The organism is Actinomadura macra NBRC 14102, from assembly GCF_001552215.1.
Taxonomy (GTDB): Bacteria; Actinomycetota; Actinomycetes; order Streptosporangiales; family Streptosporangiaceae; genus Spirillospora; species Spirillospora macra.
The window spans coordinates 556113-570778 of the sequence record NZ_BCQT01000006.1; the positions used below are offsets into that span (position 1 = coordinate 556113).

Sequence of the window (14666 nt, forward strand, 5' to 3'; positions counted from 1 at the left end):
ACCCGACTGGCCCGGTCGACCCACAGTCTCATGGATACCCGATGACGGCTTGTGCCGGGGTGCCAGGATGGGCGGCTCAATAGGCGCCCGAACCGCGGAACACCGCGGACCACGTCTTCCACATGATCTGCAGATCGAGCGCCAGCGACCAATTGTCGACATAACGCAGGTCGAGCCGCACCGACTCCTCCCACGTCAGATCGGACCGCCCACTGACCTGCCACAGCCCCGTCAGACCGGGCTTCACCACCAGCCTGCGGTAGACGTCACCGCCGTACTGGGCGACCTCCTCCGGCAGCGGCGGCCGCGGCCCGACCAGCGACATGTCACCACGCACCACATTGATGAGCTGCGGCAACTCATCGAGCGAGTAACGACGCAGCCACCGACCCACCCGCGTGATCCGCGGATCCCGCTTGATCTTGAACAGGACGCCGTCGTTCTCGTTGTTCTCCATCAGAGCGCTCTTGCGGGCCTCCGCGTCCCGCACCATCGTGCGGAACTTCAGCACCGTGAACTCGCGGCCCCCACGCCCCACCCGGACCTGCCGGAACATCACCGAACCCGCACTCGTCACCTTGATCAAGAACGCGACGACCAGCAGCAACGGGCTCAGCAACAGCAGCCCGGCCAGCGCCGCCGTCCGATCGAACAGGCCCTTCAGCACCTTACGGCCGCCGTCCAGCTCCGGATGCTCGACGTGCAACAGCGGCAACCCCGACACCGGACGGATCGAGATCCGCGGACCCGTCACATCCATCAGCGCGGGCGCCACCACCAACTCGACGTCATCCCGCTCGATCTGCCACGCCAACCGGCGCAGCGCCACCCCGTCCATCTCCGGGCACGCCAGAACGGCCACGGAATCCGCACCGATCCGATCGGCGACAGCCGCCGCCTGACCGAAATCGCCCAGCACCGGGACACCCTCCACCTCGCTGACTGCGTCCTCACCCGACGCCAGCGCAGCCGGCAGGCACACCGCCGCGATGTCCATCCCGTGGTACCGCTTCTGCCGCAACAACCGGATCAAGTCCTGAACCGACGTCCGGTGCCCGACCGCCACCACCCGCCGCATACAGTCGCCGTTCCACCGCTTGCGATGCAGCCACTTCCGCAACCGATACCGCGCGACAAGATCAAGGAACGTTCCGAGGGGCATCGCCATGATCACATAGCCCCGCGCGACCTCCGTCTTGGTGGCATACGCGACGATCGCGAGCGTGGCCATGAAGATGAACCCGGCACGCAACACCCGGTGGAACTCCTCATACCCCACACCGATGTACCGCGGCTGATAGGCCCGACACAGCATCAGCATCGGCACCCACAGCACGGGCAGCGCCACGGTCAGGGCCACATACGGCACCGTCGGATCACTGGGCACCCCCGGGAAGCGGAGCACGAACGCGATCACCCCGGCCGCCAGCATGCTGAAGAAGTCGAGGGCGCCGGCGAACCGCCGATACCATCCACTCCAGCTCTGCGGCTGCGGGCGACGTTGCTCGTGGCTGATCGGTGACTCGGACTGAACCTTGTCAACGACGGCCATACGCCCTCACCAACCTTTGTAACGCGCGCCCCGGAAAGCTCGATCCACCTCGAAGACGGCTGAAGAGCGCTTCAGGTTCACAAACAACCTGAACCTCATTAGTGATGCATCTTACGAGCGCTTTGCCATCACGCCAGGCCCAAGACTCGCATCCGCCTCAAAGCGGTCGTGGCCCAATCCGGTCAACCCGCGTGGAAGGTGTTCTGCGCGGCGCCCAGCCCCACACTCACCAGTGCCTCCACCGCATCCGCGGCCCGCTCCACCTCAAGCGCCAGATCCTTGCGTTCGACCGCGGAGAAGTCTTTCAGGACGAACGCGGCGGCGTCCATCCGCCCAGGAGGCCGTCCCACCCCAAAACGGACACGCAGGTAGTCCTTGTCCCCTAGCGACTTGGTGATGGACCTCAGACCGTTGTGACCGTTATCACCGCCGCCCTGCTTCAACCGCAACGTCCCATAAGGGATGTCCAGTTCGTCGTGCACGACGACCACCCGCTCAACCGGCACCTTGAAGAAGTCCCGGAGCGCTTTCACCGGACCACCGGACTCGTTCATGAACGTCCGCGGCTTCGCCAGCACCACACGCACGCCACCGAGCCGCCCCTCCACCACGTCCGCACGGGCCCGATGCGACTTGAACCGCCCACCGACCCGCCCCGCCAGCACATCCAGCACCATGAACCCGACATTGTGCCTATTACCCGCATAGGACGGCCCCGGGTTGCCCAAACCAACGACAAGCCAGACGTCCGCGCTCACCCTCACTCCTCACCGGCGACGGCCCCCGCAGGCACGCACCTGCGGGGGCCGTGACAGCCCGTGCTCGCGTCCGCGCTACTCGGCGCCCTCGCCCTCGCCCTCGGCGGCCTCGCCCTCGGTCTCCTCGCCTTCCGCCTCGGCGGCCGGCTCGGTCGAGACCGTCGCGTCCACGATCTGGACGATCAACGTCTCCTCATCGGCGGCCAGCGTCGTCCCCGAAGGAAGCTTCAGGTCCCTCGCCAGCACCTGAGAGTCGATCTCCAGACCGGTGATGTCCAGATCCACCGACTGCGGAATGTGCGTCGCCTCGGCCTCGATCGAGATCTGCACCTCGGTCTGGACGAGCCGCCCACCCGCCACCACATCGCCGACCACATTGACGGGCAGGTCCACCACGACCTTCTCGCCCCGCTTCACCAGCAGCAGGTCGACATGCTCCAGGAAGCCCTTGATCGGGTCACGCTGCACGTCCTTCGGCAACGCCAGCTCCGCCCCACCCCCGAGACCCTCGATGGTCAGCAGCACATTGGGGGTCTTCAGCGCGAGCATCAGCTCGTGACCGGGCAGCGAGATGTGCTGGGGGTCGGTGCCGTGACCATAGAGGACGGCGGGCACCTTGCCGGCCCGGCGGGTGCGCCGCGCGGCACCCTTACCGAACTCAGTGCGCGGCTCGGCGGCAATGCGTACCTCGGACACGGCGAAAACTCCTCGTTGTTGCGATCCACGGCCGTCCGGCATGGACGTCCGCTGCGGACAGAGCGAATCAGGCGATGCTCGATGCGTCAGGCGCCTCGAAGATTCTTTGCGTTCCCCAGGGAGTACGGCTCCAGACCAGGCACCGCACTGAACGACCCGGGGCATACGCGGATTGAACAAGTCTAGCCGATGGCCGCGACGCGCAAAGCCAGCACGGTGCGCCCGGCAGCGCTAGAGCACCCCTCAACACCGGCGATCAACATGGTCACCACCGTGGTGAATACCGGGACCCACGCTTCCACACCACCGCCACCCTCATCACCTGAGCAGCCACCCGGCGGCCTGAACCGCACCCCGACAGGTCGAACCTCAACCCCGGCCGGCCTGAACCTCAGCCGCCGGTTACGGGACAGGCACGCGGAGCGAGCTCTGCGAGCGCAGCGGGCATGCCCGGCGCGCCGCGCCCCCGCAGCGAGCGCCAGCGGAGCGAGGAGATGGCGAGCCGCGCAGCCGGGGGTCTGGGAGTCGCCCCCCAATAAGGACCAGCCCCCAAACCTAGCTGTGCCCTCCGAACAGGCTTGTCACCGAGCCGTCGCTGAAGACCTCGTTGATGGCGCGGGCCACCAGGGGGGCGATGGACAAGACGGTCAGCTTGTCGAACTGCTTGTCTTCGGGGATGGGAAGGGTGTTGGTGAGGACGACCTCGGAGACGCGGGAGTTCTTCAGGCGATCGACCGCGGGACCGGAGAGGACACCGTGGGTGGCGGCGACGACGACCTTGGCGGCGCCCTGGTCGAAGAGGGCGTCCGCGGCCTTCACGATGGTGCCACCAGTGTCGATCATGTCGTCGACGACGACGCAGGTGCGGCCCTTGACCTCGCCGACGACGTCGAAGACCTTGACCTCGTTGGCGACGTCGGGGTCGCGCTTCTTGTGGATGATCGCCATGGGAACACCGCCCAAGCGGTCGGACCAGCGTTCGGTGACGCGCACCCGGCCGGCGTCCGGGGCGACGACCGTGACCTGGGACGTGTCCAGCCGGCTCTCGAAGTGCTGGGCGAGCAGGTCGAGGGCGAACAGATGATCGACGGGACCGTCGAAGAAGCCCTGGATCTGCGCGGTGTGCAGGTCGACGGTGATCAGCCGGTCGGCGCCGGCGGTCTTGAACAGGTCGGCCATCAACCGGGCGGAGATCGGCTCGCGGCCACGGTGCTTCTTGTCCTGGCGGGCATAGCCGAAGAAGGGCGCGACGACGGTGATCCGCTTGGCGGACGCGCGTTTCAACGCGTCCACCATGATCAGCTGCTCCATGATCCACTGGTTGATGGGAGCCGTGTGGCTCTGGATCACGAAGGCATCGGAGCCGCGAACCGACTCCAGGAACCGGACGAACGTCTCACCGTTGGCAAAGTCGTACGCGGACGTCGGCGTGAGGTCGACGTGGATGTTGTCGGCTACTTCCTTGGCCAGGTCCGGGTGGGCTCGGCCGGTGAAGAGCATCAGCTTCTTCTGGCCGCTCGCTTTGATCCCACTCACCTCTGACAACTCCCCCTCAATGGAACGGTTCCCTCACGTGGGGTGGTGTCCCCACTCCCGCGCAGCACAAGGGTCTCCGTGTCGCGCGGTTGTCTTTTGTCCGTGTTGTCTCTTGTGTGTGGGGAACGCCGCTGTTCCTCCACCTCCCCACCCTGAAGCGGGGCAGTCCTGTGATCGCGGACGGGTCACCCCGCCCGCACGCCGGCCTACTGCTCGGCCTCCTGCGCACGGCGGGCGGCCTCAGCCGCGGGCGTGCCGGGACGCTTGCGCTCGACCCACCCCTCGATGTTGCGCTGCCGCGCCCGCGCGACGCCCATCGCCCCCGCCGGCACGTCCTGAACGATCACCGACCCGGCGGCCGTATAGGCGCCGTCCCCGACCGTGACCGGAGCGACGAACATGTTGTCGCTGCCGGTCTTGACGTACGACCCGATCACGCTGCGATGCTTCTGGACGCCGTCATAGTTCACGAACACCGAACTGGCGCCGATGTTGGAGTGCTCGCCGATCTCCGCGTCGCCGACATAGGTCAGATGCGGCACCTTGGTGCCCTCACCGATCTCGGCGTTCTTCGTCTCGACGTAAGTGCCGATCTTGGCCCTGCGCGCCAGCACCGTACCGGGCCGCAGGTACGCGTAAGGACCGACCATCGCCTCCGGACCGATCACGGCACCGTCACAGACGGCATTGACCACGCGGGCGCCTTCACCGACACGGGTGTCGGTAAGCGTGCAGTTCGGGCCGACCTGCGCACCCTCGTCCAAGTGCGTGCTGCCATGGAGCTGGGTGCCCGGGTGGACCTCGGCGTCCGAACCGGCGGTCACGGTCACATCGATCCAGGTCGTGGCCGGGTCGATGATCGTGACGCCGGCGCGCATGTGCGCCTCAAGGATGCGGTCGTTGAGCTGCCGACGCGCCTGCGCGAGCTGGACCTTGTCGTTGACGCCCTGGGTCTCCACCCAATCGGCCGCCAGGTGCGCGCCGGCGCGGTGCCCGTCGCCGCGCAGGATCGCCACGACATCGGTGAGGTACTCCTCGCCCTTGGCGTTGTCGGTGGTCACGCGCTTGAGCGCGTCCTCCAGCAGGGCGCCGTCGAAGGCGTACATACCGACGTTGATCTCGTTGATGGCGCGCTGCGCCTCGTCGGCATCCTTGTGCTCGACGATCGCGGTGACGCTGCCGTCCGTCGCCCGGACGATCCGCCCGTACCCGGTCGCGTCGGGGATCTCGGTCGTCAGGACGGTCGCCGCGTTGCCCTCATCCTCGTGGGCGCGGACGAGCGCGGAGAGCGTCTCCCCGCGCAGCAGCGGATGGTCGCCGTTGGTGACCACGACGGTCCCGGTCAGTGCCCCGGTCTGCTCCAGCGCCATGCGGACGGCGTGCCCGGTGCCGCCCTGCCGTTCCTGGACGGCGGCCTGGGCGTCGGGCGCATGCTCGGCGAGATGCTCGACGACCTGCTCCCGACGATGCCCGACGACCACGACAAGGCGCTCGGGCTCCAGCTCACGGGCGGCGGCCAGGACATGGCCGAGCATGCTGCGCCCGCAAAGCTCATGGAGCACCTTGGAGGTGCGGGACTTCATCCGGGTGCCCTCGCCCGCGGCGAGGACGATGACGGCGGCCGGGCGGCTGGCGGCGCTCACTAGGAGGCTCCTCGGCGTCGCGGACAGGTTCCTGGGTTGGGCTATCTACCTGCTGCAACAGCCCACGGCAGGCCACAGCGCGCCCAACACGGGAAGGATACCGCCCGCCGCCCCCGGCGCAGCCGCCCCCCACCCGGATGACCCGAGAACGGACATTTCCGACAGCTCCGGCGCAAGGACTCGAACCTTGTCTAAGGGTACCAAAAACCCTTGTGCTGCCAATTACACTACGCCGGACCAAACGGGACGAACCAGACATGGCCGAACCGGCTGGTGCCACGATACCGACACTGCGGGCGCGAGCACACATCAGTTATCAGACGCGTCCTGTCGCAGAATGTGACGCTCGGCTTGCTGTGAGCGTCGGGTCAGATAGACCTCGGCAAACCCCGCCCCCAGAATGGCGCCGTGGGCCCAGCCCTCGATGCGGCGGTACAGATCGGCACTGTCCAGCACACGGACCTCAAGGCAGCCGCGATAGCCCACGGACGTGTTCTTGCGGAGAGTCTTTGGCTTGTGGCGCTTGATCACCGGCTTCTGGAAGCGGTCTGCCGTGATCCCAGCTAGGGCGGACCAGTACTCCGTGGCGGCTTCCCGGTCGGCCGTCTCATGGATGTGCAGCCGGAGACGGAGTCGCTCCAGGGACACACCTGCCACGTCAAGGAAGTGGAGGAAGAGGACGATCAACGCAGGATCGCTGTTGATGAAGGCGACCATCTCACTGCGTCGATGAGCCTTGTCCTTGCTGCCTTCACACCGGTAGGCCACGGCCCCAGCGATGAGAACGTCCCGTTCGGTGAGCTGACCTACCTCCTGACAGGCGGCCAGCTTCGTCTCTCGTCGTTCACGCTCACGCCTCGCATGGAACGGCACCCAATGCCCGTTCCACATCGCGGCCGCCCTCTGCTGGCTGTACTTCTTGCGCGGAGACCGCGGGAGATCCCTTAACCACAGGGAGCAGATGCTTATCGAGATATCCAGGGAGCCTGCGATCTCCCGGTAGGTCCAGCCTTGGCGGCGGAGCTCGATGGCCTTGGGCTTGAGCTTGTCTCGGATCTCGTCCGACATTGATCCACTCATGACGCGACGCTAGCAGCCTTTTAACTCTACGTGTTCGATCCATCGCTCAGTGCAGCTGAATCTCTGGGTCGATTCACCCGAAACGGTTTAGAACCTCCAGGACGGAGCACCCCAACCTCGTGTCGTCCGGTCGAGCCCAGGCGCGGGCGGCACCGCGGTCTCCGCGGAGACATCAGGGTCGGCGAGGAGGAAGAAGCGGCCTCCGCGTTCGTCGCCAACTGACAACCCGACGTGTGAACCTTCGGCGCCGGCCGAGCGTTCCTCCGGGGTGAGGGCTGTCTGGCCCTTCCTCTCCCGGGCTGACGACATCTGGAACGCAAGTGAGTCTTGTGGCTCATGGGGCAGGTTCCCACTGATTTGGGTTCACCACTGTCCAACTTACGGTTCCGTAGGTTACGGTGGCGTAGGTAAGGCTGCCCATAGGAGCAAGGAAAGCGGTGAGTACATGACCACGGCCCCCGCCCTCGATCCTCCCCGACCTCAACGACGCCCAGAGATCGGGCCCGACCAGCAGGGGAACGCCGAGCGGGTGCTCGTCGCGGTCTTCACCGGCGTGCCCTTCCTGGCGCTGTTCGCTGCCGTCCCGCTCGCCTGGGGCAGGTTCCTCGGCTGGACCGACATCGCGATCATGGCCGTGTTCTATGTGCTCTCCGCGGCGGGGATCACGATCGGCTACCACCGCTACTTCACCCATGGCTCGTTCAAGGCCAAGCGTCCGCTGAAGATTTTCATGGCGCTGGCCGGCAGTCTCGCCATAGAGGGTCCCGTCATCACGTGGGTCGCCGACCACCGGCGCCACCACAAGCATTCCGACAAGGAGTTCGACCCGCATTCGCCGTGGCGGTTCGGCAATGACTGGAAGGCGTTGAGCAAGGGTCTCGTCTGGGCCCACTACGGCTGGCTGTTCGACAGCAACCGCACGTCGAAGTCGAGGTTCGCGAAGGATCTGCTGGACGACCGGGACATGGTCCGCATCCACAAGCTGTTCCCCGCTCTGGTGGCGGTGTCGTTCCTGCTGCCGGCCGCGCTCGGCGGTCTGCTCACCATGTCGTGGGCGGGTTTCCTCACGGCCCTTTTCTGGGCGGGCTTCCTGCGGATCACGCTCGTCCACCATGTGACGTGGTCGATCAACTCCATCTGCCACACCTTCGGCAAGGAGGAGTTCGAGGTTCGCGACAAGTCCCGCAACGTGTGGTGGCTGGCGATCCCGTCGCTCGGTGAGTCCTGGCATAACCTGCACCACTCCGACCCGACCTGTGCACGTCACGGTGTCCTCAAGGGGCAGGTCGACATCAGCGCGCGGATCATCTGGGTGTTCGAGAAGGCGGGCTGGGCGTACGACGTCCGGTGGCCGAACCACGACAGGCTCTCCGCCAAACGCACCAAGCAGGCTAATTGACCGCCACAATTGATCCCGTGACAGAACCTGCTCCCAGGGCCCGCAGAAAGCGGATGACCGGCAAGGAACGACGCGAGCAGCTCCTGGACATCGGACGGACTCTGTTCGCCGAGCGCGGCTTGGACGGGACGTCGGTGGAGGAGATCGCCTCGGCCGCCGGTGTTTCCAAGCCCGTGGTGTACGAGCACTTCGGTGGCAAGGAGGGGTTGTACGCGGTCGTCGTCGACCGGGAGTTCGAGAAGCTCTTGAGCCTGGTCACGGAGTCGCTGAATTCGGCGGTCCACTATCGGAGCAAGCTGGAGAAGGCCGCGCTGGCGCTGCTGGAGTACATCGAGGAGAGCCCGGACGGGTTCCGCATCCTCGTCCGTGATTCGCATGGCGGTACGGGTACCGGCAGTTACGCCAGCCTTCTGAGCGAGATCGCGGGAGAGGTCGAATACATCCTCGCCCAGGAGTTCGACCGGCATGACTACGACGACAAGTTCGCGTCGTTGTACGCGCAGAGCTTGGTGGGGATGGTGGCGCTGACGGGGCAGTGGTGGTTGGACGTCCGCAAGCCGCGCCGTGAAGAGGTCGCCGCGCATATCGTCAATCTCGCTTGGAACGGTCTGTCCGGGCTGGAGCCGCGTCCTTCTCTCGACCCCCGCCGTCGCCGTAAGGAGATGGAGCGTTTGGGGAAGCGCGCTGAGAAGGCGGCGGCCAAGGCGGAGAAGGCCGAGGAGAGGGCTGCGGCGAGGGCCGAGAAGGCGCAGCGTAGGGGTCGGCGCGAGTCCGAGGGCGAGCCGCAGGAGGAGTGAGGTTCTCCCGGATGTGGAACCGGTGGCCGTCCGGAGTTCGTCCGGTCGGCCACCGGCCGGGGTCGCCGCCGTCGGGTCACGACGCCGGGTTGTCGGATGCCGCCTGCCCGCCGGGTTGGCACACCGCAGGGGAACGAGTCGCTTTCCCGGTGGGCGGGCGGCACCCCGTCTATGGGGCGTTTCGGTGCGCTATGACGAATACTCGCCGGAAGGGGAACACGGTTCCGTAGGGGGCCGCGGGGTAGGCCTCGCGGAGCAGGTCTCGGTAGGAGGCGAGGAACTCGTCGCGCTCCTGCTGGTCGAGTTCGGTCAGGATGGGCCGGAGTGTGGTGCCCTTGACCCATTCGAGGACGGGGTCGTCGCCTTGGAGGACCTGCGTGTAGGTCGTTTCCCAGGCGTCGACGAGGCATCCGTGTCGTGCCAGGAGGTCCAGGTATCTGGCCGGGTCGAGGATGGGGTCGGATTGCAGGACGTCTCCGATTCGATCGACCCATCTGTCCGAGCGGCACAGCATCCGTAGTAGTGCGTGGCTGGGCTCGTCGAAGTTGCCGGGTACCTGGAATGCCAGTCGTCCGCCTGGGGCGAGGGCGTCGACCCATTGTGGTAGCAGGTTGTCGTGCTCGGGGACCCAGTGCAGGACGGCGTTGGACACGATGATGTCGACGGCCTTGTCCGGCTTCCAGGCCGCGACGTCGCCGACCGTGAAGTTGAGCCGTCCGGGGATGCTGTGGGCCTGTGCGGCGGCGATCATGTCGGGTGAGCTGTCGATCGCGTCGATGACGGCGTCGGGCCAGCGGGTGGCGAGCGTGGCGGTCAGTTCTCCTGGCCCGCAGCCGAGGTCGACGGCGTACCGGGGTTCTGGGCCGCTGATCCGCCCGACCAGTTCGGCGAATGGTCTGGCGCGTTCGTCTCCGAAGACTCCGTACTGTGCGGGGTCCCATTCTGCATCTCTTGACATCAAGACATAGGATGCCCCGCCTCATATCTTGATGTCAAGAATCCCCCCGGGGGTGCCTGATGCGACTAGCTGGTCCTGGAGCCCCAGCGTGGACAACGATTGTTGCGCTGCCTCACTCGAGGTCACCGCGACTCGGGTTCGCCCAAGCCGGCCGGCGGCCTTCCAAGGTGACGTCGCCGTGCAGCCAGGGGCGGGCCCCGGCGTTGACGTCGGACGGGTATCCCGGCTCGAAGTCCACCGCCGCGTCCAGGCGGGCCACGGTGTCCGCCGGGAGGGCGACGTCGGAGGCGCCGAGGTTCTCCGTGAGCTGCCGGACGTCTCGCGCGCCGATGATCGGATGCACCGCGCGGGACCGGGCCATCGTCCAGGCGACCGCCACCTGTGACGCGGTCACTCCGAGGTCGGCGGCGACCTCCCGGACGGCGCGGGCCGCGCGCCGGTCGCGTGCTGTGAGGGTGCCGGGGTCGACGCGGGTGTCGCCGGGTGGCCGGCCCTCCTCGAATTTGCCGGACAGGATCCCGGCGGAGAGGACCCCGAACGCGGCGACGCTCAGTCCGTACGCCTCGGCCATGGGCAGCAGTTCGCGCTCGATGTCGCGTTTGAGGAGGCTGTAGCGGACCTGCACGCCGGCGAAGGGTGTCCAGTCGCGCCACTCCGCCAGGGTGTTCGCGCGGGACACGAGCCACGCGGGGAGGTTGGAGGCGCCGACGTAGAGGATCTTTCCGGCGCGGACGGCGTCGTCGAGTGCCCGCATGGTCTCTTCGATGGGGGTGTTCTCGTCCCAGGTGTGCACCCAGAACAGGTCGATGTAGTCGGTGCGGAGCCGCCGCAGGCTCGCCTCCAGCGAGAGGGTGAGGTTCTTGCGGTGGCTGCCGCCGGAGTTCGGGTCCTTGGCGTCGCGGGTCAGCGTGTACTTGGTGGACAGGACGAAGCCGTCGCGCCGGTCCTTGAGGATCTGGCCGAGCAGTTCCTCGCTGTCGCCGTAGGCGGAGGCGGTGTCGATCACGTTGCCGCCGGCGCCGGCGTAGGCGTCGACCATCGCGCGTGCCTCGTCCGGGCCGGTGAAGGTCATCGCGCCGAGGAACATCTGCGAGACCCGGAGCCCTGTCGGTCCGAGCAACCGGTACCGCATCACGCCACCTCCCGCGTGGACGGTCCAAAGGCGTCAGTATGGGGTGGCATGGTGAGGGAGAGGGATGGCATGCCGTGATTCTGACGCCGGGCGGGGGCCGGGAGGGAGGCCGGGCGGAGACCCTCCCTGGGAGGGCCACCCTGGGCGACCACGATGGCGATCGTCTCGATATCAAGACAGGTAGGGTGTCGGCATGGAGGATGAGGTCGACCGGCTGGTCGCGGCCTGGAACGCCGAGCGCCCCGACCTCGACGTGCGTCCGCTGCACGTCCTCAGCCGGGTTTCGCGGCTCGCGCGGCATCTGGACCGGGCCCGGCGGGCGGTGTTCGTCGCACATGATCTGGAGTCGTGGGAGTTCGACGTCCTCACCGCGCTGCGCAGGGCGGGCGGCCCCTACCAGCTCAGCCCTGGACGGTTGTTGCGCGCGACGCTGGTGACGTCCGGCACCATGACCAACCGCATCGACCGGCTGGCGGCGGCGGGTCTGGTCGAGCGGCATCCCGACCCGTTGGACAAGCGCGGGGTGCTCGTCCGGTTGACCGATGCGGGCCTGAAGCGGGTGGACGCGGCGTTCGCCGACCTGCTCGACCGAGAGCACGCGATCCTGGAGAGCCTCAGCCCTGCCGAGCGGGAGACTTTGGCGAACCTGCTGCGAACCCTCCTGGTCCCCTTCGATTCCACTCCCGCCTAGGTCTGTCCAACGCGCCTCAGCCGCGGCGTGAGCGCGCTACCTGAGCGGTGAGGCGAGCCCCTGGGCCGGGATTGAAATAAGTTCAGCCGACGTCTTCGGCGAGCATGAGCCATTCCTCTTCGACCTGGGCGGCCTCGGCCTGGATTTCCTTGAGGCGGCCGTCCAGTTCCTGGAGTTTGGCGTAGTCGGTGGCGTGTGCGGCGAGCCGTTCGTGGAGCTCGGCCTCCTGGCCGGCGAGTTTCTCCAGGCGGCGTTCGAGGCGGTCGAGTTCCTTGCGGGCCTTCCAGTCCTGGCCGCCCTTGGGCTTCGGCGCCGCTTCCGCCTGTTTCGCGGGCTTTGCGGGGCTCTCGGGGGGACGGGACGGGGCGGTGCCGGCGGCGCGGCGTTCCAGGTATTCGTCGATCCCGCCGGGGAGCAGGGACACGCGTCCGTCGCCGAGCAGCGCCACCACGTGGTCGGTGATGCGCTCCAGGAAGTACCGGTCGTGGCTGACGACGACGAGCGTGCCGGGCCAGCCGTCGAGGAGGTCTTCGACTTCGGTGAGCGTCTCGATGTCGAGGTCGTTGGTGGGCTCGTCCAGGAGCAGGACGTTGGGTTCGCCCATGAGCAGCCGGAGGACCTGGAGGCGCCGCCGCTCGCCGCCGGACAGGTCGCCGACGGGGGTCCACTGCCGGTCGCCGGGGAAGCCGAGCCGTTCCAGGAGTTGGCTCGCGGTCCATTCGCGTTTGCCGACGGTGATGCGGCGGCGGATCTCCTCCACCGACTCGAGAACGCGGCGGGAGGGGTCCAGTTCTTCGAGGTTCTGCGTTAGATGCGCGAGTTGGACGGTCTTGCCCTGTACGACCGTGCCGGCGACCGGGGCGACCGAGCCGTCCAGGAGCCGCAGGAGGGTGCTTTTGCCGCTGCCGTTGACGCCGACGAGGCCGACGCGGTCGCCGGGGCCGAGCCGCCAGGTCATCCTCTCGAAGAGGGAGCGGTCTCCCAGCCGGACGGTGACGTCTTCGAGGTCGTAGACGGTCTTGCCGAGGCGTGCCGTCGCGAACCGGGTGAGTTCGACCGCGTCGCGCAGGGGTGGTTCGTCGGCGATGAGGGCCTGCGCGGCGTCCACCCGGAATTTGGGCTTGGACGTGCGGGCCTGGGGGCCTCGGCGCAGCCACGCCAGTTCCTTGCGGAGCAGGTTCTGCCGTTTGGCCTCGGTCGCGGCGGCGATCCGGGACCGCTCGGCCTTGGCGAGGACGTAGGCGGAGTAGCCGCCCTCGTAGCGTTCGACGCGGCCGTCGACGACCTCCCAGGTCCGGTCGGTGATCTCGTCGAGGAACCAGCGGTCGTGGGTGACGACGAGCAGCGCGACCTTGCGGGTCTTGAGGTAGCGGGCGAGCCAGTCGATCGCCTCGATGTCGAGGTGGTTGGTGGGCTCGTCGAGGATCAGCAGGTCGGACTCGGGGACGAGCAGCCGGGCCAGTGCGACGCGGCGGCGTTCGCCGCCGGACATCCCGGCGAGGGGCGCGTCCAGGTCGAGGCCGGAGAGCAGCCCGGCGAGGACGTCGCGGGCGCCGGTGTCGCCCGCCCACTCGTGTTCGGCGCGGTCGCCGAGCACGACGGAGCGGACGGTGGCGCCTTCGGGGAACTCGTCCCGCTGCGTCAGGAAGCCGAGCCGCAGCCCGCGGGCGTGGGTGACGCGCCCGCCGTCGGGCTCGGTCTGGCGCGCCAGGACGGACACGAGGGTGCTCTTACCGCCGCCGTTGCGGCCGACGACGCCCACGCGGTCGCCGTCGTCCAGGCCGAGGGAGATGGCGTCGAGGAGCGGCTGTGGCCCGTACGCCTTGGTGACGTTCTCAAGGTTGATCAGATTCACGACGCCTCAAGCCTATTGCCCTTCGCGAACCGGTCGTGCGGGCGGCCGGGCGGTCAGGGCGCGGGCGGCCCGGCCGGGCCCGGGGGCTGGCCTTGGCCCGGCGGCTGCTCGTGGCCGGGGGGCGGGCCGTACCCGGGCGGCGGGTAGGGGCCGTAGCCTGGCGCGCTGCCGGGGGTCTGGCGTTTCCGGCTGAACATCACGGCGATGGCGACGACCACGACGATCCCCACGAGGACGAGGAGCACGACGAGCAGGAGCAGGATCTCTAGTAGTCCGAAGCTGGTCGCCATGGATGGCCTCGCAGAGTTCGCAGGGGTTTCGGGGCGCTCGGGCTCGGGACGGCGGGGTCGCCGGGGTTCAGCCCTCGTGCCGCGACATCAGGCTAGTGCCCTGCGAGTGCCCTTCGGCGGACGAACCGGGCGCGTCCCTGCGGATGGCGCGGTCGTGGCGCACGGTCAGGGCGGCCAACGCGACCAGCATGGCGATGGCCAGGAGGCCCAGCAGCCCGGACAGATACGTCATCTCTCCACCTCGTCGTGGAATCGGCGTCACCGATACAGACGTCCGGC

14 protein-coding genes and 1 tRNA gene are annotated in these 14666 nt (G+C 67.8%); 3 read left to right on the forward strand and 12 right to left on the reverse strand.

Annotation, left to right across the window (positions count from 1 at the left end; genetic code table 11):
- Positions 1–76: 76 nt before the first annotated feature.
- The 7 genes from AMA02S_RS11700 to AMA02S_RS11730 form a co-directional block, all read right to left on the reverse strand.
- Entirely contained in the window at positions 77–1552 is a 1476-nt protein-coding gene (locus AMA02S_RS11700; RefSeq protein WP_067455994.1) for a sugar transferase, read from the reverse strand.
- 182 nt (positions 1553–1734) lie between these two features.
- Positions 1735–2310 (reverse strand): aminoacyl-tRNA hydrolase, encoded by a 576-nt coding sequence (pth, locus tag AMA02S_RS11705; protein ID WP_067455997.1) that lies wholly within the window; start codon positions 2308–2310, stop codon positions 1735–1737.
- 75 nt (positions 2311–2385) lie between these two features.
- Positions 2386–3006 carry a 50S ribosomal protein L25/general stress protein Ctc gene (locus AMA02S_RS11710; RefSeq protein WP_067456000.1) on the reverse strand — a complete coding sequence of 207 codons (621 nt, stop codon included), beginning with the start codon at positions 3004–3006 and terminating at the stop codon, positions 2386–2388.
- Between the two features lie 555 nt (positions 3007–3561).
- The gene (locus AMA02S_RS11715; protein ID WP_067456003.1) at positions 3562–4542 is read right to left on the reverse strand and encodes a ribose-phosphate diphosphokinase; all 981 of its coding nucleotides are present in this window, start codon (positions 4540–4542) and stop codon (positions 3562–3564) included.
- 206 nt (positions 4543–4748) lie between these two features.
- Complete coding sequence (gene glmU / locus AMA02S_RS11720) at positions 4749–6185, reverse strand: bifunctional UDP-N-acetylglucosamine diphosphorylase/glucosamine-1-phosphate N-acetyltransferase GlmU (RefSeq protein ID WP_084264998.1); 1437 nt, start codon at positions 6183–6185, stop codon at positions 4749–4751.
- A gap of 165 nt (positions 6186–6350) precedes the next feature.
- Positions 6351–6422 (reverse strand) — tRNA-Gln (locus tag AMA02S_RS11725).
- Between the two features lie 72 nt (positions 6423–6494).
- Positions 6495–7253, reverse strand: coding sequence for a hypothetical protein (locus AMA02S_RS11730; RefSeq protein ID WP_067456006.1), 759 nt, complete (start codon positions 7251–7253; stop codon positions 6495–6497).
- 457 nt (positions 7254–7710) lie between these two features.
- Between AMA02S_RS11730 and AMA02S_RS11735 the strand changes: the two genes are divergently transcribed.
- Both AMA02S_RS11735 and AMA02S_RS11740 read left to right on the forward strand, forming a co-directional pair.
- On the forward strand, positions 7711–8664 hold the full coding sequence (locus tag AMA02S_RS11735; RefSeq protein WP_067456009.1) for an acyl-CoA desaturase: 954 nt from the start codon (positions 7711–7713) through the stop codon (positions 8662–8664).
- Between the two features lie 17 nt (positions 8665–8681).
- Positions 8682–9461 carry a TetR/AcrR family transcriptional regulator gene (locus tag AMA02S_RS11740; RefSeq protein ID WP_245667460.1) on the forward strand — a complete coding sequence of 260 codons (780 nt, stop codon included), beginning with the start codon at positions 8682–8684 and terminating at the stop codon, positions 9459–9461.
- A 169-nt stretch (positions 9462–9630) separates the two neighbouring features.
- Here AMA02S_RS11740 and AMA02S_RS11745 read toward each other — a convergent pair whose 3' ends face one another.
- Positions 9631–10419 (reverse strand): trans-aconitate 2-methyltransferase, encoded by a 789-nt coding sequence (locus tag AMA02S_RS11745; protein WP_067456015.1) that lies wholly within the window; start codon positions 10417–10419, stop codon positions 9631–9633.
- A gap of 112 nt (positions 10420–10531) precedes the next feature.
- Positions 10532–11551, reverse strand: coding sequence for an aldo/keto reductase (locus AMA02S_RS11750; protein WP_067456018.1), 1020 nt, complete (start codon positions 11549–11551; stop codon positions 10532–10534).
- Positions 11552–11744: 193 nt separating this feature from the next.
- Between AMA02S_RS11750 and AMA02S_RS11755 the strand changes: the two genes are divergently transcribed.
- Entirely contained in the window at positions 11745–12242 is a 498-nt protein-coding gene (locus AMA02S_RS11755) for a MarR family winged helix-turn-helix transcriptional regulator (protein WP_067456021.1), read from the forward strand.
- Positions 12243–12324: 82 nt separating this feature from the next.
- Here AMA02S_RS11755 and AMA02S_RS11760 read toward each other — a convergent pair whose 3' ends face one another.
- From AMA02S_RS11760 to AMA02S_RS41625, 3 genes are all read right to left on the reverse strand, one after another.
- A complete protein-coding gene (locus tag AMA02S_RS11760; RefSeq protein ID WP_067456023.1) occupies positions 12325–14097 on the reverse strand; it encodes an ABC-F family ATP-binding cassette domain-containing protein in 1773 nt (590 codons plus the stop codon).
- Positions 14098–14150: 53 nt separating this feature from the next.
- Positions 14151–14387, reverse strand: a complete 237-nt coding sequence (locus AMA02S_RS11765; protein ID WP_067456026.1) for a hypothetical protein — start codon at positions 14385–14387, stop codon at positions 14151–14153.
- Positions 14388–14454: 67 nt separating this feature from the next.
- Positions 14455–14619 (reverse strand): hypothetical protein, encoded by a 165-nt coding sequence (locus AMA02S_RS41625; protein ID WP_157430519.1) that lies wholly within the window; start codon positions 14617–14619, stop codon positions 14455–14457.
- Positions 14620–14666: the final 47 nt, after the last annotated feature.